This window comes from Rhizobium phaseoli, assembly GCF_003985125.1.
In the GTDB taxonomy this organism is placed as follows: Bacteria; Pseudomonadota; Alphaproteobacteria; order Rhizobiales; family Rhizobiaceae; genus Rhizobium; species Rhizobium phaseoli.
Genome location: NZ_ML133566.1, coordinates 387857 through 409167, shown reverse-complemented (window position 1 = coordinate 409167; position 21311 = coordinate 387857). Strand labels below are relative to the sequence as shown.

Annotated in this window: 23 protein-coding genes; 8 read left to right on the top strand and 15 right to left on the bottom strand. The window is 62.4% G+C overall.

The window, feature by feature from the left end:
- Positions 1-60 precede the first annotated feature (60 nt).
- Both dapE and EFD56_RS05155 read left to right on the top strand, forming a co-directional pair.
- Positions 61-1254 (top strand): succinyl-diaminopimelate desuccinylase, encoded by a 1194-nt coding sequence (dapE, locus tag EFD56_RS05160; RefSeq protein WP_126904857.1) that lies wholly within the window; start codon positions 61-63, stop codon positions 1252-1254.
- Complete coding sequence (locus EFD56_RS05155) at positions 1241-1837, top strand: hypothetical protein (protein ID WP_004675461.1); 597 nt, start codon at positions 1241-1243, stop codon at positions 1835-1837. The genes dapE and EFD56_RS05155 overlap by 14 nt, the downstream gene beginning before the upstream one ends.
- Positions 1838-1869: 32 nt before the next feature.
- On the opposite strand, the gene truA is transcribed toward EFD56_RS05155, so the two are convergent.
- From truA to EFD56_RS05125, 6 genes are all read right to left on the bottom strand, one after another.
- Positions 1870-2670, bottom strand: coding sequence for a tRNA pseudouridine(38-40) synthase TruA (truA, locus tag EFD56_RS05150; RefSeq protein ID WP_126904856.1), 801 nt, complete (start codon positions 2668-2670; stop codon positions 1870-1872).
- A complete protein-coding gene (gene fmt, locus EFD56_RS05145; protein ID WP_126904855.1) occupies positions 2670-3605 on the bottom strand; it encodes a methionyl-tRNA formyltransferase in 936 nt (311 codons plus the stop codon). Before fmt ends, truA begins: the two co-directional genes overlap by 1 nt.
- A 20-nt stretch (positions 3606-3625) precedes the next feature.
- Positions 3626-4045, bottom strand: coding sequence for a type II toxin-antitoxin system VapC family toxin (locus EFD56_RS05140; protein ID WP_126904854.1), 420 nt, complete (start codon positions 4043-4045; stop codon positions 3626-3628).
- Positions 4042-4302, bottom strand: a complete 261-nt coding sequence (locus EFD56_RS05135) for a FitA-like ribbon-helix-helix domain-containing protein (protein ID WP_064817325.1) — start codon at positions 4300-4302, stop codon at positions 4042-4044. Before EFD56_RS05135 ends, EFD56_RS05140 begins: the two co-directional genes overlap by 4 nt.
- 63 nt (positions 4303-4365) lie before the next feature.
- Positions 4366-4881 (bottom strand): peptide deformylase, encoded by a 516-nt coding sequence (gene def / locus EFD56_RS05130; protein ID WP_064819320.1) that lies wholly within the window; start codon positions 4879-4881, stop codon positions 4366-4368.
- Positions 4882-4979: 98 nt separating this feature from the next.
- Complete coding sequence (locus EFD56_RS05125) at positions 4980-6476, bottom strand: globin-coupled sensor protein (protein ID WP_064826826.1); 1497 nt, start codon at positions 6474-6476, stop codon at positions 4980-4982.
- A gap of 203 nt (positions 6477-6679) precedes the next feature.
- On the opposite strand from EFD56_RS05125, the gene EFD56_RS05120 reads away from it, so the two are divergent.
- From EFD56_RS05120 to EFD56_RS05110, 3 genes are all read left to right on the top strand, one after another.
- Positions 6680-7903: a DNA recombination protein RmuC gene (locus EFD56_RS05120; protein ID WP_126904853.1), complete on the top strand. Its 1224-nt coding sequence runs from the start codon at positions 6680-6682 to the stop codon at positions 7901-7903.
- 85 nt (positions 7904-7988) lie between these two features.
- Positions 7989-8888: a ribokinase gene (locus EFD56_RS05115; protein ID WP_126904852.1), complete on the top strand. Its 900-nt coding sequence runs from the start codon at positions 7989-7991 to the stop codon at positions 8886-8888.
- 293 nt (positions 8889-9181) lie between these two features.
- Entirely contained in the window at positions 9182-11521 is a 2340-nt protein-coding gene (locus EFD56_RS05110) for a methyl-accepting chemotaxis protein (RefSeq protein WP_126904851.1), read from the top strand.
- 73 nt (positions 11522-11594) lie between these two features.
- Here the strand turns inward: EFD56_RS05110 and ptsN are convergent, their stop codons facing one another.
- The 7 genes from ptsN to lptC all read right to left on the bottom strand — a co-directional run bounded on the left by ptsN (position 11595) and on the right by lptC (position 17906).
- Positions 11595-12059, bottom strand: coding sequence for a PTS IIA-like nitrogen regulatory protein PtsN (ptsN, locus tag EFD56_RS05105; protein ID WP_003570770.1), 465 nt, complete (start codon positions 12057-12059; stop codon positions 11595-11597).
- A 74-nt stretch (positions 12060-12133) separates the two neighbouring features.
- Positions 12134-12709: a ribosome hibernation-promoting factor, HPF/YfiA family gene (gene hpf / locus EFD56_RS05100; protein WP_004674094.1), complete on the bottom strand. Its 576-nt coding sequence runs from the start codon at positions 12707-12709 to the stop codon at positions 12134-12136.
- A gap of 292 nt (positions 12710-13001) precedes the next feature.
- Positions 13002-13913 carry a DMT family transporter gene (locus EFD56_RS05095; protein ID WP_064825792.1) on the bottom strand — a complete coding sequence of 304 codons (912 nt, stop codon included), beginning with the start codon at positions 13911-13913 and terminating at the stop codon, positions 13002-13004.
- A gap of 90 nt (positions 13914-14003) precedes the next feature.
- The gene (gene rpoN, locus EFD56_RS05090) at positions 14004-15563 is read right to left on the bottom strand and encodes an RNA polymerase factor sigma-54 (protein ID WP_126904850.1); all 1560 of its coding nucleotides are present in this window, start codon (positions 15561-15563) and stop codon (positions 14004-14006) included.
- A 205-nt stretch (positions 15564-15768) separates the two neighbouring features.
- Entirely contained in the window at positions 15769-16545 is a 777-nt protein-coding gene (gene lptB / locus EFD56_RS05085) for an LPS export ABC transporter ATP-binding protein (RefSeq protein WP_003570776.1), read from the bottom strand.
- 41 nt (positions 16546-16586) lie between these two features.
- Positions 16587-17225 (bottom strand): LptA/OstA family protein, encoded by a 639-nt coding sequence (locus EFD56_RS05080; RefSeq protein ID WP_004671663.1) that lies wholly within the window; start codon positions 17223-17225, stop codon positions 16587-16589.
- 15 nt (positions 17226-17240) lie between these two features.
- Positions 17241-17906, bottom strand: a complete 666-nt coding sequence (gene lptC / locus EFD56_RS05075) for an LPS export ABC transporter periplasmic protein LptC (RefSeq protein ID WP_004671665.1) — start codon at positions 17904-17906, stop codon at positions 17241-17243.
- A gap of 223 nt (positions 17907-18129) precedes the next feature.
- On the opposite strand from lptC, the gene sppA reads away from it, so the two are divergent.
- The 3 genes from sppA (at position 18130) to EFD56_RS05060 (ending at position 19903) form a co-directional block, all read left to right on the top strand.
- A complete protein-coding gene (gene sppA, locus EFD56_RS05070) occupies positions 18130-19080 on the top strand; it encodes a signal peptide peptidase SppA (protein WP_004671667.1) in 951 nt (316 codons plus the stop codon).
- Positions 19081-19109: 29 nt separating this feature from the next.
- A complete protein-coding gene (locus tag EFD56_RS05065; protein ID WP_003544934.1) occupies positions 19110-19409 on the top strand; it encodes an integration host factor subunit beta in 300 nt (99 codons plus the stop codon).
- A gap of 161 nt (positions 19410-19570) precedes the next feature.
- A complete protein-coding gene (locus EFD56_RS05060; protein ID WP_016734958.1) occupies positions 19571-19903 on the top strand; it encodes a LapA family protein in 333 nt (110 codons plus the stop codon).
- 17 nt (positions 19904-19920) lie between these two features.
- Here the strand turns inward: EFD56_RS05060 and EFD56_RS05055 are convergent, their stop codons facing one another.
- Positions 19921-20355: a GNAT family N-acetyltransferase gene (locus EFD56_RS05055; RefSeq protein WP_004679810.1), complete on the bottom strand. Its 435-nt coding sequence runs from the start codon at positions 20353-20355 to the stop codon at positions 19921-19923.
- A gap of 53 nt (positions 20356-20408) precedes the next feature.
- The gene (locus EFD56_RS05050; protein WP_016734961.1) at positions 20409-20864 is read right to left on the bottom strand and encodes an SRPBCC family protein; all 456 of its coding nucleotides are present in this window, start codon (positions 20862-20864) and stop codon (positions 20409-20411) included.
- Positions 20865-21311: the final 447 nt, after the last annotated feature.

Sequence of the window (21311 nt, the reverse complement as noted above, 5' to 3'; positions counted from 1 at the left end):
TACGCGAGGCGGCCCCGCCTTGCCATGTCTTTGCCATTCCCGCCGGATAGTTCGACCGCCATGACCGCAACCGACCCCGTCGCCAATCTCCAGACATTGATTCGCTGCCCGTCCGTGACGCCCGCCGAAGGCGGCGCGCTCACGGCGCTCGACGCCATGCTCACGCCGCTCGGCTTTACGGTCGACAAGGTGACGGCACGCGAAGAGGGCACAGCCGATATCGAGAACCTCTATGCCCGCCTCGGCCACGACGGCCCGCACCTGATGTTTGCCGGCCACACGGATGTCGTGCCGGTCGGCGACGAAGCCGCCTGGACACACCCGCCCTTTGCCGCCGAGATAGCAAAGGGCGAGCTCTTCGGCCGCGGCGCCGTCGACATGAAGGGCGGCATTGCCTGTTTCGTCGCCGCCGTCGCCCGCCATATCGAGAAGAACGGCCCGCCGGCGGGCTCGATTTCCTTGCTGATCACCGGCGACGAGGAAGGCCCGGCGATCAACGGCACCGTCAAGCTGCTGCAATGGGCCACGGAACGCGGCGAGCGCTGGGATGCCTGCCTGGTCGGTGAACCGACAAATCCCGACAGGCTCGGCGACATGATCAAGATCGGCCGGCGCGGCTCGCTGTCGGGCCGGATCACCGTGCACGGCGTGCAGGGTCACGCGGCCTATCCGCACCTTGCCGACAATCCTGTGCGCGGCATCGTCCAGCTGACGCAGGCGCTGATGGATCCGCCCTTCGACGGCGGCACCGACGATTTCCAGCCGTCGAACCTCGAGGTGACGACGGTCGACGTCGGCAATCCAGCCACCAACGTCATTCCGGCAAAGGCATCGGCAAGCTTCAACATTCGCTTCAACGACAGCTGGACCGTCGACACGCTGCGTGTGGAAATTCTGCGGCGGCTCGATGCGGCCGCCGGCAACGGCCGGCTGCGTCCGGGCCGGGAGCCCGTGAAATACGATATCGTCTGGGCCGACCGGCCGAGCCACGTCTTCCTGACGCGCAACAATGCTTTGATCGCCTCGCTGTCTTCGGCCGTCGAAACCGTGGCCGGCCGCTCGCCGGCGCTTTCGACCACCGGCGGCACGTCGGATGCGCGCTTCATCAAGGATTACTGCCCGGTCGTCGAGTTCGGCCTGGTCGGTCAGACGATGCACATGGTCGACGAGCGCGTCGCCGTTGCCGATCTGGAGACGCTGACGGCGATCTACGAGACCTTTATCGACCGCTGGTTCGCGCATGCCGGGTCTTAGGGAAGTCCAATATTATCTGGCCGGCCTCTGGCTGCTGATCCGGATGGATCCGCGCGGCTTCCGTTTCCTCGATCTGTCGGAGCGCGGCGTCAACCGCTCGTTCTGGGCGATGGTCTGGTGCCTGCCGCCGATGGGCATTTCCTGGCTCTGGTGGCGACAGGCCTTCCTGCGCTCGATGCCGCCGGAAGCCGATGTCACCCTTGCCTTCTTTATCAGGCTCGGCCTCGTCGAGATCGCCAACTGGATCGTGCCGCTGGTCTTTGCGGGACTGCTGCTGCTTGCCTTCCGCATGGGCGAACGCTTCGCCCCGGTCGTCGTCAGCGTCAACTGGCTCGGCGTGCCGCTCTCCTATATCAACGGCCTGCTGCTGGCGCTGGTGTTCTTCCTGCCGGGCGCCGTCGGCCTCGTCTCGTTGCTGCTGCTCGCCTTCATGCTGGCGCAGGTCTTCGTGCTGGCGCGCATCCTCAGGATGATCTGCCACGATCACGCGCTGATGGTCGGCGCGCTGACGCTGGTGCTGCTGGTGCCGTCGATGATCCTGTCGGAATATCTGCAGCACTTCCTCGGCATCTATCCCGCCTGAGCGACGTTATCGCAGGACATCCACCGTGGAGGTCATGAGAGATCGTCGTCGCTTTCGTCGGCGGGCCTGCGGCGATCGGTGATCACCTCGGGATAATCCACCTGCAGGAAATAGAGCCCGTCGGGCGGCGCCACCGGGCCGCAGGCCTTGCGGTCGCGCACTTCGAGTGCCGCCTCGACATCATCGGGCGTCCATTTGCCCTCGCCGGCGAGCTTCAGCGTGCCGGCGAAGGAACGGATCTGGTTGTGGAGGAAGCTCTGCGCCGTGGCACGGATCTCGATCAGCGCACCGCTGCGCGTCACATCGAGCCGGTCGAGCGTGCGCACCGGGCTGTTCGCCTGGCAATGGGCAGAGCGGAAGGTGGAGAAATCATGCCGGCCGACCAGCCGCTGGGCGGCGGCATGCATGACCTCGTGGTCGAGTGTCTTCGGCACCCACCAGGCCTTGCCGGCTTCGAGCGCCAGCGGCGCCCGGCGGCTGACGATCCGGTAGAGATAATGGCGGCGCAAAGCCGAGAAGCGGGCGTCGAAGAATTCGGGAACCGCCTCGACGTCGAGAATGGAGACGCGCTCGCCGGCCAGCCTCAGATGCGCATTCAGGGCGTTCTGCAGCTGGTAGGGCGACCATTCCTTCGAAAGGTCGGCGTGGATCACCTGTCCCATGGCGTGGACGCCGGAATCGGTGCGGCCGGCACCGCGAACCGAAACGGTCTCGCCGGTCAGCGACAGCACCGCGGCTTCGATCGCCCCCTGCACCGACGGACCGTTCTCCTGCCGCTGCCAGCCGACATAGGGGCCGCCGTCATATTCAACGGTCATGCGGTAGCGCGGCATCAGGAAAGCCTCGCGCCGGCCGCCAGCGGCGTGCCCCGGAGGAAATCGGATGCGGCAAGCGGCTTGCCGCCTGCCTTCTGCAGCCGTGTCAACCGCACGGCGCCGGAAGCACAGGCGACGACGAGATCGTCGGTCAGCAACTGTCCGGCAGCGCCCTGCCCCGCGGCTAGCTCCGAGCCCAGCACCTTCACCCGTTCCGGCTTCCCGCCGATCTCAAGCTCGAACCAGGCGCCCGGAAACGGTGCCAGGCCGCGGATATGGTTGTGCACATCCCGCGCCGGCCTGGCAAAGTCGATGCGCGTCTCGGCCTTGTCGATCTTGGCGGCATAAATTACGCCGTCTTGCCGCTGCGGTGTCAGCGGCAGGTCGTTCATTTCCAGCTTCACCATGGCTTCCGCCATCGCCTTGGCGCCGACCTGCATCAGCCGGTCGTGCAATTCGCCCGCCGTCATGTTCGGGCCGATCTCGACTTCGCGGCTGAGCGCGACGGCGCCGGTATCGAGACCCTTGTCCATCTTCATCACCATCATGCCGGTCTTTTCGTCGCCGGCCATGATCGCCCGCTGGATCGGCGCAGCACCCCGCCAGCGCGGCAGCAGCGAGGCGTGGCCGTTATAGCAGCCGTCGCGGGTGCCGTTCAAAATCGCCTCCGGCAGCAGCAGCCCGTAGGCGACGACGACGGCGACATCGGCCTTGAACGCGGCAAACCTCTCGCGCTCCCCCGCATCCTTGAAATTGACCGGCGTGAACACCGGCAGACCAAGCAGTTCGGCCGCCTGATGCACCGGCGATTTCTGCAAATCGAGCCCGCGCCGGCCGCCCGGCCGCGGCGGCTGGGTATAGACGGCGACGACCCTGTGGCCGGCATCGACGAGCAGGCGCAGGGTCGGAACAGAGAATTCCGGGGTTCCCATGAAAATGATGCTAAGAGACATTCTATCTCGCCAATTGAGGATCAGCCGTCTTCAAACGGGTTTAAGAGCTTGAGATCAAGCCCCTCGAAATCTCTGGTGTTGCGGGTAGCAAGTGTGGCGCCGTTTGCTAGGCAGATGGCGGCGATCATCGCATCCTTCGTTTCCATCGGCCGCCTCGCCTTTCTGAGCTGCGCCCCGAGGAGGCCGTAGCGATTGGCCGCACTCAGGGAAAAACCGAGGATGCGGCCGGCAAATTCCGACTCGATCCGGTTGAAGTCGGATATCAATGTTGCCTTTCGCCTGCCATCGTCAAGAAGTTCAAGCCCATAGCGCATTTCCGCGACGGCGATCGTCGTCAGGAAAAGTGACTCGACGTCGTGAGCGTCCAGCCAGTTCAATATCCGCTCGCTATGGGTCCTCCCCTGCAACTCGGAAATCACATTCGTATCGAGCACGATCATGGGTCGAAGCGCGGCGGTTCGCGGTCGGGTTCGTGGCGGGATGCGGCGATGGATTCCACCTCCTCATCGGTCAATCTTTCGTCGCTCATCAGCGAGCGCAGGCGCTGTCCGGCGGAAGCCCCCGAACGCCCGACCGCAATCTGCCGGCGGATGATTTCGATCGCCTCTTCCGAAAGGCTGCGGCCATTGCGCTGCGCGCTTTCCTGAAGCTGCCGCTTCATTGCGTCAGGAACATCGCGAATAAGCAGGTCACCCATTCGGCACCTCCATCATGATATCGGTGATATCATAGTGCCTCGCCGGCGCATTTTCAACGCTCGTCAGAGTGCCTTGGACTTCGCCGCCTTGGTGAATTTCTTGATCACCATCTCGCGCTTCAGCCGCGAGATGTGATCGATGAAGAGCACGCCGTTCAGGTGGTCGATCTCATGCTGCAGGCAGGTGGCGAGCAGGCCGTCGGCTTCCACCGTCTGTTCCTTGCCGATGCGGTCGAGATATTTGACCGAGACGACCGCCGGGCGCTCGACCTCGGCATAATAATCCGGAATTGACAGGCAGCCTTCCTCATAGACCGAGCGTTCGTCGGAGGATTTGACGATCTCCGGATTGATGAAGACCTGCGGCTGCTTTTCTTCGCCTTCGCGCGACACGTCGATGACAAGCATGCGGCGCGGTACGCCGATCTGGATGGCGGCAAGGCCGATGCCCGGCGCGTCATACATGGTTTCCAGCATGTCGTCGGCCAAACGCTGCAGGTCGGCGTCGACCCGCTCGATCGGCTTGGACAGCTGGCGGAGAAGGGGATCGGGAAGAATGATGAGTGGCTTGATGGTCATGGGCGTTCCCATAACCCATCTTTTCCCACTATGGAATTATCCGGCGGGCGGGGAAGACGCTTTTTTGCATCCCCGCCCGGAATTTTGCCATATTTGCCTCATGCCGCCCGGCGGGTGGCGGCGACGGAACGGCCCTCCGGCCGGGCGCGGAAGCGCCGCAGCAGCTCGATCAGCTTCTCCACCTCATCCTTGAGGCGGCGGGTTTCCGCCGAGGTGTGTTCGACCATGCCGGAATTCTGCTGGGTGATTTCGCCCATGCTGCGGATCGCCACGCTCACCTCGTTGACGCCGGTGGCCTGGTCGCGGGCGGCAGCGGCGATATCGGCGACGAAGCGGTTGATGATATCGATGCGGCTGATCATGTCGTTCAGCGCCTCGCCGGTGCTGGACACGATGCCCACACCCTCGTTGACCTGGGTCGAGCTCTGCGAGATCAGGTTCTTGATCTCCTTGGCGGCTTCGGCCGTGCGCTGGGCGAGCTGGCGGACTTCCTGGGCGACGACGGCAAAGCCCTTACCGGCATCGCCGGCACGCGCCGCTTCGACGCCGGCATTCAGCGCCAAGAGATTGGTCTGGAAGGCGATCTCGTCGATGACGCCGATGATCTTGGAAATTTCGGTCGAGGATTTTTCGATGCCGGCCATCGCCGAGACGGCGCTGGTGACGAGTTCGCCTGAATTCTTCGCCTTCTGCTGAGTCTCGCGCACGGCGTCGGACGCCTTTTCGGCGTTGGCGGCGGTCTGACCGACGCTGACGGAAAGCTGCTGCAGGGCCGCCGAGCTCTCCTCGACGCCGGCCGCCTGCTGTGCGGTGCGCAGCGCCAGGTCGTTGGTCGCGTTGGAAATGACGTCGGCGCCGCTCATGATCTGGCCCGATGTATCGCGCACGGATGCGAAGGATTGGCGAAGGGCGCTGACGGCGCGGTTGTAATGCTCGGCCATCTGCCTGAAATCACCCGGCAGATCGGAGGGCAGAGTGGCTTCGAGGTCGCCATTCGACAGTGCTTCCAGGCCGCGGCGCAGCTGCTCCAGCGCGATCGCCTGGTCGGATTGCGCCTTGGCGCGCTCCTCCTCCAGCGCACGGCGCTTGGCTTCCAGCGTCTCGAGATAGACCGAGATGGAATAGTCCATGTCGAGCATGGCTGATTTGATGACGGCGGACAGCTTCTCGGCCAGCTGCCTGCCCTGCTGGCGCGCGAAGACCGAAGGCCACTGCTTCTCCATGATACCCTTGACGAGCTCGGACATGACGAGGGCATAGCCGCCGATATACCAGCGCGGCTCCAGCCCGATGCGGGCATGGGTGCGGCCGACCGCCGTTACGCCATCGACATAGCTTTCGTCGAAGCTACCACCTGCAAGATTGGCCCAATGATCCTGCTGCCGCTTCTTGGCATGAGCGACCTGGCTCTTGTCCGTGAAAAAGCTCGAGACAGCGGGGGTCCTGGCAATCTTGGCGTAGAATTTATCGAGGGCGCCGCCGACCAGCTCTGATATGACAGGGCGCAGGTCCCGCATCGACTTGCGCGCCGCCTCATCCAGTTCGATGAAATCGAGACGCTGTTTCAGCGCACTGTCGGTCTGCTGGGATGTCATTGAGATCTCTATCTTTGGCGCAACGGCGCGGGAGGGAATTCTGCCCCACAGATTTTGGCGAATATGGTTGAGCAATCGTTAATCCGGCTGCGATTTTCTGCGTTGACCAGCAAGGCGCGGCGGGCATCGCAGGATATTGAGGATTGCCGACTTCGTTCACGTTTTGATCTACATATTGCCGCATCTTCTGTTATGGTTGCGCCATGACCGTCGCTTCCGAATCGCTTTCAGCTTCCGTCGCCTCGATCAGCCCGGCCATGCTGGCGCTGGCCGGCGGCGTTCTTGCAGCCCTCATCCTGCTGGTGATCGTGCTTTTCCTGCGTGCGGCCGGCCTTCGCCGCGAACAGGCGGAGGAGGCGGATCTGCGCGCCAGGGAAAGTGCGATGCGCATGGCCGAGCTTCTGAAGATCCAGGCGGAGATGCAGGGCCGCATCACGGCGATGGCCGAAGTCTTCGGCGCGCGGCAGAGCGAACTCAATCAGGCGATCAACCAACGCCTTGACGGCATGTCGCAGCGCATGAGCTCGACGATCACCGAACAGACCAAATCGACGCATGAAAACCTGCAGCGGCTGCAGGAGCGGCTGGCGGTGATCGACGCGGCGCAGAACAATATCCAGACACTCGCCAAGGACGTCGTCGGGCTGCAGGCGATACTTTCCAACAAGCAGACGCGCGGCGCCTTCGGCCAGTCGCGGATGGAAACGATCGTCGCCGACGGCCTGCCGATGGGCGCCTACGCCTTCCAGCAGACGCTGTCGAACAGCTCGCGGCCGGACTGCACGATCCGTATGCCGAACGGCGCGCCGCCGCTCGTCATCGACGCGAAATTCCCGCTCGAAGCCTGGAACGCCATCCGCGACGCCGGCAGCCCCGAGGCCGCCAAGCTCGCCGGCCAGCAGTTCCGCCGCGACATGGAGATCCATATCCGCGATATTGCCGAGAAATATCTGATCCAGGGTGAAACCCAGGATACCGCCTTTCTCTTCGTGCCGTCCGAATCGATCTTTGCCGAGCTCCACGAAAATTTCGAAGCGGTGGTGCAGAAGGCGCACCGGGCGCGCATCGTCATCGTCTCGCCGTCGCTGCTGATGCTGTCGATCCAGGTCATCCAGGCCGTGCTGAAGGACCAGCGCATGCGGGTGCAGGCGCATCTGATCCAGGGCGAGGTGGCGCTGCTGATGGACGATCTCGGCCGCCTCGACGAGCGGGTGCGCAAGCTGCAGGGCCATTTCGCCATGGCGCAGAAGGATATCGACATGGTCGTCACATCGGCCGACAAGCTCACCCGGCGCGGCGCCAAGATCGAAGCGCTGGAATTCGAGGCCGGCGGCGATGTGAGGCCGGCCCGTGACGAGGAGACCCCGGCCAAATCGGTGGAAAGCCGCACCGGTCTTCTCAAGCTTCGGGTGGTTGACGAGGAGTGACCGCTTCGGGCAGTGTCTGCCCCGCATTTCAGACAAGAGCGGGAGCATGACGTCGCCGGCATGTTCCAAAGGACGGGACATCCTCATGATCACAGTTTTCGGGTCCATCAACATGGATCTCATCGCCACGACGGACCGCCTGCCGAAGCCCGGCGAGACGGTGGCCGGCAATAGCTTCGCCACGGCCGCCGGCGGCAAGGGCGCCAACCAGGCGCTGGCAGCCCGCCGCGCCGGCCGCTATGTGCATATGGCCGGCGCCGTCGGCAAGGATGGTTTTGCCGCCGATGCGCTCGCCCTGCTCGATGATGCCGGAACCGACCTCTCCCTCGTCAAACATGTCGACGGTCCCACCGGCACGGCGCTGATCCTGGTCGGCGGCGATGGCGAGAACATGATCGCCGTGGTGCCCGGCGCCAACGGCCTGGTGACGGCTGCCGATGCCGAGACGGCGGTCGGCAAGATGAGTGAAGGCGACATTCTGATGCTGCAGCTCGAAGTGCCTGTTGACGCCGTCGAGCGCGCGCTTTCGGCTGCCCGCTCCAAGGGCGTCACCAGCATCCTCAACCTGGCGCCGCTTACTCCCGATGCGCCGCGTCTCGGGCGCCTGGCCGATATCGTCATTGCCAATGAGACCGAGTTCGAGCGGCTCGCCGGGCAGGATGGCATGGACGCCGAAGCGCGCGAGGCGGCCCTTCACCGCCTGCACCAGGAGACCGGCCAGACGCTGATCGTCACGCTCGGCGGCGATGGCGTCATCGCCATCCGCGACGGCGTCGTTTCCCGGGGGCAAGGCCTGAAAATCGAACCTGTCGATACTGTCGGTGCGGGCGATACCTTCTGCGGTTACTTCACCGCCAGCCTCGACGAAGGCCTCGATTTTGCCTCGGCGCTGCGTCGCGCGGCCGTCGCCGGCTCGCTCGCATGCCTCAAGGCGGGGGCGCAGCCTTCGATCCCGTCAAGCAAGGACGTCGCGGACAGAATATAGTTTCTGTCTCTTTGCGAAGCCGCCGAATGAACCCTTTAGTTTTGAGGGGATTTCTGCGGTTTTCCTTGTCTTGACCATTCGAGTTTCATTCAAATTTAAGGTATTTCCGGCGATCTTCCTCGTGGTCGCCGGCGCCCTTCGTTCTTGCAGCCGGCCGCCAATTCAAAGTGCTGCAGCGTCCCATCGCGTCTTGAAAGACGCGCGCCGCTGCAGGCGGCTGCTCCATGACGGGGCGATGCCTTCGCTCCTGCGCCGGAGAATGCCCGTTCGGCGTATCCTTGCCCGAGGACCCCATGTTTATCTTTCGCATGAAATCGCTTGCGGCGAAACTTCTCGTCATCACCGGCATCGCCATCGCGCTTGTTCTCATCGTCTCGAACTTTTTCCTCATCGGCCAGACGCGCGATCGCGTCCAGACGCTGACGATGGATCAGGCCAATCTCGAGGCAAAATCGATCGCCAACGAAATCGCTGCCAATGTCGGCGAACTCGCCAGTGCCGCACGCACGATGTCGGGCGTGATCGGCCGCGGCCATGAGGGCAAATCGCTCGACCGCAAGGGCATGATCAATGTGCTGAAAGCCAATCTCGAGCAGAACGCCTTCGCCTTCGGCAGCTGGTTCTGCGAGCAGCTCGGCGCGCTCGACGGCAAGACCACCGAGATCGCCAACAATAATGACGAAGGCACGAACAAGAACGGCGCCTTCACGCCCTACTGGTCGAAGACCAAGGATGGCGGCGTCCAGTACTCGACCTTCGACAATGATTATACCGCCGAATGGTGGAAGCTCGCCGCCGACAGCGGCAAGGGCGCGATCACCACGCCTTACCTTGCCGAGGGAACCGATGTCCCGACGCTCTTGACCTCGATCGCCTATCCCGTCACGGCGGGCGGCAAGATGATCGGTCTCGCCGGCGTCGACATTTCGCTGAAGTCGCTCACCGACAAGCTGCAGGCGCTGCATCCTTTCGGCTCCGGCCGCGTGACGCTGCTGTCGCAGGCCGGCAACTGGATCGTCGCGCCGATCCCTGACCTGATGACCAAGCAATATGACGGTGAAGGCGCCGACGTCGTCAAGGCGGCGCTGTCGAACAAGGAGCCCGGCCTCGTCAGGAACCTGACCTATGACGGCCTCGATCCCTTCGATCGCGTCGTCTATCCCTTCGCCGTTCCCGGCGTCAACGCCACCTGGGTGGTGCTCATCGATGTCCCGCACACCGCGATCAATGCGCCGGTCAAAGACCAGACCTACATGATGATCATCAACGGCCTGATCGTGCTCGGCGCGGTCATGCTGGCGCTCTATTTCGCCGTCCGCTCGCTGGTGCAGCGGCCGCTCGGCGGGCTGGTCGCCAGCGTCAAGGCGCTGAGCGACGGCCACTATGAGCAGCCGGTCGCGGCTCAGGATCGGAGCGACGAGGTTGGTTCGGTCGCAAAGGCGCTCGAAGGCTTCCGTTTTGCGCTCGCCGATACCAGGCGGCTCGAAGACGAGGCTGCCAGAGAGCGGCAGGCGGCGGAGGCCGAGCGCGGCCGGTCGGAATCGGAACGCCAGGAATCGGTGTCGCTGCAGCGTCGGATCGTCTCGATCGTCGGTGCCGGCCTGTCCGAGCTGTCGCGCGGCAATCTCGGCCACCGCATCACCGACGACTTCCCGGGCGAATACGGCAAGTTGAAGCAGGACTTCAACGCGGCGCTGGCAAGCCTTGAAGAAACCATCAACACCATGACTCTCAGCGTCGCCAATATCGGCTCTGGCACCGGCGAGATCAGCAACAGCGCCTCCGACCTTGCCAAGCGCACCGAACAGCAGGCGGCAAGCCTGGAGGAGACGGCGGCGGCACTCAACGAGCTCACCGCGCAGGTCGATTCCAGCGCCGATAATGCCCGGACCGCGGCCGACAACGTCAGCCTCGCCTGCCAGGATGCCGAAAGATCCGGCGAAGTGGTGCAGAAGGCGATCGCCTCGATGCAGGGGATCGAACAGTCTTCGACGGAGGTGTCGCGGATCATCGGCGTCATCGACGAGATCGCCTTCCAGACCAATCTGCTGGCGCTGAATGCTGGTGTCGAAGCGGCCCGCGCCGGTGAGGCCGGCAAGGGTTTTGCCGTCGTCGCCCAGGAAGTGCGTGAGCTCGCCCAGCGCTCGGCCAATGCCGCCAAGGAGATCAAGACGCTGATCAACACCTCGGCCGTCCAGGTCAAGGAAGGCGTCGATCTCGTCGGCCGCGCCGGCGGCACGCTGCACAAGATTGCCGAACAGGTGATGGGCATCAACGACCTCATCCGGCAGATCTCGGCCTCGGCGAGCGAGCAGGCCGTCGGCCTCAAGGAGATCAACCAGGCCATGAACCAGATGGACCAGGTGACGCAGCAGAATGCGGCGATGGTCGAGGAAGCCACCGCCGCCAGCGTCGCGCTCAACGACGAGGCACAGACGCTGAAGGCACTCGCCACCCGCTTCCGGGTCTCCGGTTTGGGCAACGCCGCTCAGCTCACCGCCGTCGCCCAGCAGATGCGGGCGCCGGCTGCCTCGGCCGCTTCGCCTCGGACCGCTGCCCCGGCAGCCCGCCGGCCGGCCGCGTCGTCGCACGGTTCCGCCGCCGTGGCGCAGGACAGCTGGGAAGAGTTCTGATCGTTCCGTTCCGTCGCATAACAAAAAAGGCGCCTGCGAAATCAGGCGCCTTTTAGTCAGGAATAGCAGCGGTTCAGGCCGCGTTCGAGGTCTGTTCTTCGTTGAGGAAGGCGTAGATCGCTGAGGCGGAATCGGTGGCGCGCAGCTTTGCCACGAGATCGTGATCACGCAGGACGCGGGCGATGCGCGACAGCGCCTTGAGATGATCGGCGCCCGCACCTTCCGGCGCCAGCAGCAGGAAGACGAGATCGACCGGCTGGTCGTCCAGCGCCTCAAAATCGACCGGCTGCTCCAGCCGGGCGAAGATGCCGACGATCGAATGAATGTTCACCAGCTTGCCGTGGGGAATGGCGATACCGTTGCCGACGCCCGTCGAGCCCAGGCGTTCGCGCTGCAGGATGACGTCGAAGATCTCCCGTTCGGAGAGCCCGGTGATCCTTGCGGCTCGTGCCGCCAATTCCTGAAGCAACTGTTTCTTGGAATTTACTCTGAGGGCGGGAATGATCGCATCCTGATGGAGCAAATCTGCCAATGCCATTTCTTTTTCCTTCTGTCGCCGGGATCAGATGATGCGGGGGAGCGGCGGCGATACCGCCGCTCACCGCCCTGATCTCAGCCTTTGATATTGGCCGAATCGATCCAGCCAATATTGCCGTCGTGGCGACGGTAAACAATGTTCAGATGTTCCTTGCCGGGGCTGCGGAACAGGAGAAGCGGCTCGTCGGTCATGTCGAGCGCCATCACGGCGGTGGCGACTGACATGGTCTTCAGCTGCTTCGTGCTTTCAGCGACGATAGCCGGGGCGAAATCGTCGGGAATTTCATCCTCGTGATCAGGAACGGAGTCCATGACCGTGTAGGAGACTTCTGCAAAACCATTCAGGTGGTTTCCGGCATGATGGTCCTTCAGCTTGCGCTTGTAGCGGCGCAGACGCTTCTCGATGCGCTCTGAAGCGGCGTCGAAGGCAAGCTGCGGATCGGTTGCTTCGCCGGCGGCATGCAGCACCACCCCGCTGTCGAGATGAAGCTTGCAGTCTGCCGAGAAACGAGAACTCGCTTTGACCACGGTCACCTGTCCGGAATACCCCCCGTCGAAGTATTTCGTGATGGCCATACCAATTTGGTCCTCGATCTTTTGACGGAACGATTCACCAATTTCCATATGTTTCCCGGATACACGCACACTCATGGAGTTTCCCTTCTTATGGTCGTTTGCGGGTATCAGTTTACGCCAAGCCTCAGGTTCATCCAAGCACTTCGCGCAATCTCAAGCAAGATCGGCGTGGGCCTGCGGGTCCTCGGTACCCTTGGGATGATGGGGATAACTTCAAAAAGCGCTCACGGCGTCGATTGCGGCGGGCTTCTAGCCAGAGCTTGCCGAAAAGTCAATAGGACGAAAAATCGGTATCGGACATGCCCGCATAAGCTGCAGCAATCTTCCCGCCGAAAAAGGCCTTTCAGCGAATACCCGCGTCATCACTTCACGCGCTTCGCGCTTGCGTTGTGCGCCTGGCCGGGATCGTCATGGCGATGACGCCGAGAATGACGCAGATCAGTCCGATCCAGGCGGTCGGGCTCAGCCGTTCGCCGAGGAAGACGATGCCGATCGCAACACCGATCGGCACACGGAGATAGGCTTGCGAGGTGGTTCCGACCGAACCCAGCGTCTGGACGAGGCGGAAATAGATCGCAAAGGCAAGCGCCGTCGAAAAGGCGGAAAGTGCAAGCAGCGCCAGCATCGATTCGGCCGAGGGATCAAGCGTCCACGGATGTTCGACAAGGAGGCTCACCGGCATCAGAATGACTGCGCCCGAGATCAGCGAACCGGCGGCCGGCACGGCAGGATCGAGGCCTTTGAAGTTCTTGCTGAAAATCGCGGCACCTGCATAACAGATAGTCGCCAGGATGATGGCGAGTTGCGCTATCAGGCTTTCGCCAAGACCGCCGAGCGCTTCGACGCCGATGACGAGGCAGATGCCGGCAAGGCCGGCCACGACTCCAAAGAGCTTCCGCAGGGTCGCCGGCTCGTGGCGGGTCATGACCACGGTCAGCAGAAAGGTGAAGATCGGCGTCGCCGAATTCAGGATCACCGCCAGCCCGGCATCGACCGATTGCTCCGCCCAGGCGATCAGCGTGAAAGGAATGACACTGTTCAGGCAGGCCTGAACGAAGAAGCGTCGCCATATCGCCGGGTCGCGCGGCAGGCGCACGCGTCGATGGCGAAGCACGGCGAGCAGAATGCCGCCGGCGATCAGCGTGCGCGCAGCGATCAAGGTCACCGGCGGGATCGTTTCGACGCCGATCTTGATAAAGGTGTAGGAAGAGCCCCAGAGGGTCGCCAGCACGAGAAGCAGGACAAGTTCTCTGGCAGGCTTCGGATTTTGCGGCGTCATCATCGGCACTTCGATCTTCGTTCAAGACACCGGAGAAATAGCGGAATATTCGAAGCGGATGCTTCGGTTACGGTCGAAGCGTTCCAGCCGTCAGAAGCCCGCGACCTTGGCGAGCGCCCGCTTCTCGCGGCGGCGCTGGACCGAGGAGGCGATGTTCATCGCTTCCCGGTATTTCGCCACCGTGCGGCGGGCGAGATCGATGCCGCCTTTTTTCAGCATGTCGACGATGTCGTCATCGGAGAGCACCGCATCCGGGCTCTCCTGCATGATGAGCGCCCGGATCTTGTGGCGCACGGCCTCGGCCGAATGGCTGTCGCCGCCTTCGACGGCGCTGATCGACACGGTGAAGAAATATTTGAGCTCGAAGAGGCCGCGCGGCGTCAGCATGTATTTGTTCGAGGTGACGCGGCTGACGGTGGATTCGTGCATCTTGATCGCCTCGGCCACTGTCTTCAGGTTCAGCGGCCGCAGGTGGTCGACGCCGTTGAGCAGGAAGGCGTCCTGTTGGCGGACGATCTCACTTGCCACCTTCATGATGGTCTTTGCCCGCTGATCGAGGCTGCGCGTCAGCCAGTTGGCGCTCTGCAGGCACTCGGAAAGGAAGGCATGATCCTCGCCGTTCCCTCTCACGCGCGCAAAATAGGACTGGTTGACCAGCACGCGCGGCAGCGTATCCGGATTGAGCTCGACCAGCCAGCCGCCGTCTGCCGACGGCCTGACGACGACATCGGGCATGATCGCTTCGGAAACACCCGCCTCGAAACCGCTGCCGGGCTTCGGATTGAGCTGGCGGATCTCACCGAGCATGTCGAGAAGGTCTTCCTCGTCGACACCGCAGAGCCGCTTCAGCGTTGCGAAATCGCGCCGCGCCAGCAGTTCGAGATTGGCGACCAGCGCCTGCATAGCAGGGTCGTAGCGGTCCTTCTGCCTCAGCTGGATCGCCAGGCATTCGGCGAGGCTGCGAGCGAAAACACCAGGCGGATCGAGCGTCTGGAGGGCGGCGAGCACGTGTTCGACCTGTTCGAGGCTCGTGCCGAGCCGCTCGGCGGTCTCGACGAGATCGGTCTGGAGATAGCCGGCATCATCGAGCTGATCGACGAAATTCTGCGCGATCAGCCGGTCGGTTATGTCAGGCAGGGCAAAGGGGATCTGCTGAGCGAGGTGGTCGCGCAGCGACAGCTGGCCGGCGGCGAAATCGTCGAGATCGTAATCGGCGCCCTCGGCGCTGCCCGGCATCGACTTCCACTGACCGACAAGCTCCGGCGCATCGAGGCGCTGCGGGCCACCGTCATCGGGAAAGACATTGGTATAATTGGCGTCGAGCTCGTCGTTCAGCCGGCCGGTGCTCTCGCTGCCGCCATTGTCGTACCAGTCGCTGGAGAGCGCCTCGGCACGATTATCGGCGCCGTCGTCCGAGCCCGCGTCTTCCGACGGCTGACCGAACGGCTCGTCCTCGCCGGCACCCCGTTCGTCGCCCGCTTCGCCGTCATTCGACGGGAATTCGAGCAGCGGGTTCTTTTCCACTTCCTGGGCGATGAACTGGTTGAGCTCGAAATGCGTCATCTGCAGCAACTGGATGGATTGCATCAGTTGCGGTGTCATCACCAGGGACTGGCTCTGGCGCAGGAAAAGATTGGCGGACAGTGCCATGACGGACGCGAAACTCCCCTCAATTCCTCCGGGAAACCGCGTCCAGTTAACGCTTCAGGCCACGGAAACGAAGTTGGCCCAAAAATTGCTTTTTTATCTCATTTGGTCAAGCGGAACTACGCGGCAAGGTGAATTTCCGCGCCGGCGAGAGCATGACGGATTCCGATTTCAGGCCGATTTGGCCTGAAATCAGCCTGATCCAGCGTCAGAGGCTGAAATTGTCGCCGAGATAGAGCCGGCGCACTTCCGGATTGTTGACGATATCATTGGCCCGGCCATGGGTCAGCACTTCGCCGGCATGAATGATATAGGCGCGGTCGATGAGACCGAGGGTCTCGCGCACATTATGGTCGGTGATGAGAACACCGATGCCGCGCGCCGTCAGATGGTGGACGAGGTTCTGGATGTCGGCGACCGAGATCGGGTCGACACCGGCAAAGGGCTCGTCGAGCAGCATGAAGGTTGGGTCGGTCGCCAGCGCACGGGCGATTTCGAGACGGCGGCGCTCGCCGCCGGAAAGAGCGACGGCGGCGCTCTTCCTGAGCTTCTGGATATGAAATTCCTCCAGCAGCTCGTTCAGCTTCTGCTCGCGCTCGGCCTTGTCCTTGACATGCACTTCGAGGACGGCGCGGATATTTTCTTCCACCGTCAGCCCACGAAAGATCGAGGCTTCCTGCGGCAGATAGCCGACGCCGAGGCGCGAGCGGCGGTACATCGGCATGGTCGTGACGTCGTTGCCGTCGATCTCGATCGTCCCTTCATCCACTGGCACAAGGCCGGTGATCATGTAGAAACAGGTCGTCTTGCCCGCACCGTTCGGGCCGAGCAGGCCGACGGCCTCGCCACGGCGCACCACCAGCGATACGCCGTTGACGACGCGACGCGTCGCATAGGTCTTCGTCAGACCGCGGGCGATCAGCGTTCCCTGATAGCGGCTTTTGTCGGCGGCACCCGCAGCTTGTGGCTCGGGCTGGCCGAACATGGTGGATAGCGATGATAATTTCACGTGGGAGGCCGGCTTTTTCAGTTCTGCTTCTGCTGCTGCGCGTTCGGCTGCGATTTCGGATCGAGCTGAATCTGGACACGCCCGCCGCAGCTTTCAAGCTCAGCCTGACCGGTTTGCATGTGAACGGTCAGTTTGCAGCCGGTAAAGACGTTCGGCCCATCCGACAGAATGACCTTATTGCCCTGATCCGCCGTCAGGGTGAATGTCTGCGAAGCCATGTCGAATTTGCCGTCATCGGCGGTCGCCGTCTGCGTGCCCGAGGTCAGCAGAACCTTGTCGGTCACCAGGATCTTGTCGATATCGGCACTCCCCGATGCGAGCGAAGCGGACTTTTCCGGCTGGGCGGCGGGCTGAGCCCCATCGGCGGCCGGCTTTGCCGCCTTGTCCTTGTAATAGACGGTCATCTTGCCGGACTGCATCGTCGTCGTCCCCTGGACGACCTTGACCTTGCCGGTGAAGAGGGCGGTGTGTTCCTGATCGTGAATCTCGAGCTTGTCGCTTTCGATCTGAATCGGCTGATCGTTGGAAAGTTTCATGCCGGACATTGTGGTCGCCTGCTGCGCGGCGGCCCCCGAGACCGTCAGGATAAGGGCAAATGCGCCGGCAATGAATGCTACGCCCGTCTTGCAAGCTGAAATGCGACAATCTTTTGTCATGGATGACCCGGCTGGTTAGGTGCCCTGTTTATGGATGGTGGATGGATCGACATTCATGCGAACATTCCCCTCGAATGTGATCACCCGCCCCTTATCTGTTATCTCAAGCGTCTTCGCAACAATGGAGGCATTGTCCTTGGTGATGGTGACGGGGTCGTCGCTGCGCATGTTGCCGCCCTTGATGTCGAGCCGGGCAGACTGGAATTGCGCGTTGAGGCCGCTGCTCAGCACCAGGGTGAAGGGAGCCGTCATATGCAGATTGTCGGTGGCGCGATTGTAATCGGCGGTCGAGGCGACGACGCGGGCGATCAGGCCGTCATTCATCGGCACGGCCGCCTTGATGGTCTCGAGCGTGATCAGATCGGGATTGCGGATATCTTGCAACGCCCGTTCGGCGAGCATCGAATAGTTGATGCCATCGGAATTGCGGCCCGCGATCGCCGGCTTTTCCATCACGACCTTGCCGTTCTCGATCTTGGCACCTTCGAACTTGACGTTTTCGGGCAGGTAGATGCTGACCAACGCCACCGCCGTGAGGCCAGCGGCGACGATGAGGGCGGCCACCGGCAGCAGGATCTTCAGCCGCCGCACGCGGGCGGAATGGAACAACGCATCGCCATAGGCGCTCCTGCCGGAGCCCACATAAGCGGCATTTCCGTTGTTCTTCAGGGTATCGAGCATAGGTCTCGTTCCATGTGCGGTGATTGCCGCGCCTTATAACAAAGCCGGCCGCCAATCACAGTTCGTTTCGCATTATTACATTGGCTTGCCAATATGGAATTTTTTCTGCAACAAGCAACAAAACGGAAAAACATCAAAAAGTGGCATTCGTACGCGCCGCTGCCACCTATTTCCCCGGATCGCTCGGCGCCATGCCGATGCCCGGCCAGCGCTGGAGGTTTTTATGGACAGTTCGATCATCGCCGATCGCCGGCGGCTGCGCCGCAAGCTCGGCTTCTGGCGCATCGTCGCGGTGGCCCTCGTCGTGGCGCTTGGACTGGCCTTCTACGGCTTCGCCTTCGGCGGCGCCGGAACCGAGCGCCCGCACATCGCCCATGTGACGATCTCCGGTCTGATCGTTGACGATGACGAGCTTCTGGAGCGGCTGAAGAAGGTCGAGACCAGCGATCAGGTGAAGGCGGCGGTGATTTCGATCTCCTCGCCCGGCGGCACGACCTTTGGCGGCGAAAAGATCTTCAAGGCGATCCGTGCCATAGCGGCCAAGAAGCCCGTCGTCTCGGACGTGCGTACACTTGCCGCGTCGGCCGGCTACATGATTGCCACTGCCGGCGATACGATCATTGCCGGCGACAGCTCGATCACCGGCTCGATCGGCGTCATCTTCCAGTATCCGCAGATCCAGCCGCTGCTCGACAAGATCGGCGTGTCGCTCCAGGAGATCAAGTCCTCGCCGCTGAAGGCGGAGCCCTCGCCCTTCCATGAGGCGAGCGAGGAAGCCAAGGCGATGATCCGCAACATGGTGGTCGACAGCTACAACTGGTTCGTCGACCTTGTGGCCGACCGGCGCAAGCTTCCGCGCGACGAGGTGCTCAAACTTGCCGACGGCACCATCTATACCGGCAGGCAGGCGCTCAAGATGAAACTCGTCGATACAATCGGCGGCGAGCCCGAAATTCGTGCCTATCTCAAATCGCGCGGGGTCAACACCGATCTGCCGATGGTCGACTGGGACAAGAAGAGCAATACGCCGTTTTTGCTCGCTGGGGCTGTTTCCCGGTTGATTACGATCTTCGGTTATGATGATCTCGTCAAAGGCCAGGATATCAATGGAATCCTGCCCCCGAAGTTGCTTCTTGACGGGCTGCTTTCAGTTTGGCAGGTTGGCCACGATTGATAAGAAATCAATAATTTAAGGGGGCGACTGTGATCAAGTCCGAATTGGTGCAGATTGTTGCGGCACGCAACCCGCATCTCTATCATCGCGACGTCGAAAATATCGTCAACGCGGTTCTCGACGAGATCACGGATGCACTGGCTGCGGGCAACCGCGTCGAATTGCGCGGTTTCGGCGCTTTTTCGGTCAAGAACCGCCCGTCGCGCTCCGGCCGCAATCCGCGCACTGGCGACACCGTCTTCGTCGAGGAGAAGTGGGTTCCCTTCTTCAAGACCGGCAAGGAACTGCGCGAGCGGCTCAATCCCGGCCAGGCCGACGAAGAGGATTGAGCGGCGCAAGCGGACTGCGGCGAAACCGCACTTGAACTTGAACTCGGTTTTTCTATTCTGCTAGCGCATCGGCCCGAAAATCGGAATCGATTTTCGGGCCGATGCATAGATACAACGCGTCATTCGAAGAGAGCGGCGCCGTCCGACGCATGGAGACCTCAATGGCCAAGAAGATCATCAACCTCTTGATTCTGCTGCCGCTCGGCGTCATCCTCATCGTCTTCTGCGTTGCCAACCGGCAAAGCGTCACGCTCGCCTTCAATCCATTCCGACCTGACGATCAGGTGCTCGCGGTCTCCGCGCCTTTCTTCGTCTTCCTGTTCATCGCGCTGATTTCGGGCATGCTGATCGGCTCGGCTGCCACCTGGTTCAGCCAAGGCAAACACCGCAAACGCGCCCGCACCGAAGCCAAGGAAGCCATTCGCTGGCAGGGTGAGGCCGACCGCCACAGGACGCGCGCCGAGGATATCGCCGGTCAGCTGCCGGCACGGTAACAGCGCGACCCGGCGCGTCACACCGGAAAGAAGCTCAGCTCCTCGTAATCGCCTTCCGGCGACGCACCATTGCCGGTCACCTGGAAACCATGGGAAAGGTAGAAGGCCTTCGCTCGCCGGTTGTTCACCAGGCATTTCAGCCGGTATTTATGTTGCGGCCATTCCGGCAGCGACCGCAGCAGCGCCGTGCCGGCGCCGACACCCTGGAATTCCGAGCTTATATAAAGCATGTGAATGAAATCATCCTCCGGCCAGAGCGACAGGAAGCCGGCAAGTCTACCATCGGCATGCTCACAGACAAAGATCGTCTCGCCATTGGTATGGGCGGCGAAATCCTCGCGGTGGAACTTGCCGGGATCGACCCAGACAAATGTTTCGCGGCGTACGGACAGATAGATATCCGCAAGCGCTTCCTGGTCTTCCGCCCGCGGCGGCCTGATGGTCCATGTCATGATGAGCCCTTAAACCAAGCTCCTGCCGGCGCCAAGTCCACAGCGAATGGCCCTCACTCAGCCGCCATTTTTGCCACGACGGCGGCGTTGAAATCGGAGAAGAAGCCCTCGGCGAGCCTCTGCGAGGTCGAATCGAGGAGGCGGGCGCCGAGCTGGGCGAGCTTGCCGCCGAGTTCAGCCCGCCCCCGGTAGTGCAGGATCGTCTCCGCACCCCGTTCTTCGAGCACGACATCGGCGGTTCCCCTGGCAAAGCCGGCAAGGCCGCCCTTGCCTTCAGCCGACAGCGTATAGCTTTTCGGCGCATCGACATTGGCAAGCGTCAACAGCCCATGAAAGGTGGCCGACAGCAGGCTGAACTTGACCCTAATCGTCGCCTCGAAGCTATCAGGCGACAGCCGCTCGATGTTTTGGCAGCCCGGAATGCAGCCGCGCATGATCTCCGGATCGTTGAGCGCCGCCCAGACCATGTCCCGCGGCGCCGCGATGCGTTCTTCGCCGGTGAAATCCATTCGATAGCCTCATCTGCGATTCGCCTATCTTATCCCAACGGCAAAGCGCTTTGCCAAGGAGGAAGGGAATGTTATCCGGCGATTCCAAGCAAGCAGTTGGCCGCGCGGCACTCTCCAACGGCCCTCATCCTGAGATGCGCAGCCCATAGGGCGGAGCCTCGAAGGACACGCTCCACGCTGCTTCTTGCATTCATCCAATGCCAGCGCACCCGCCTCGTCCTTCGAGGCCCCTTTGGGGCACCTCAGGATGAGGCTCTCTCTTGAGTCGCCCAGCCTCGGCCATGTCGCGATAATTGGCTGCACAGGCAGCCGTCCCTATGAGTTGAAACAAATGCCGCGCCGGCGCGCAGTTGATCCGACACGCTTTTCTGGGCTACTGCATAGTCAAAGGGCGCTGCGGCCGACGCAGACCCTCTTTAGATACCCTCGACAGAGACGCGGAAGAGC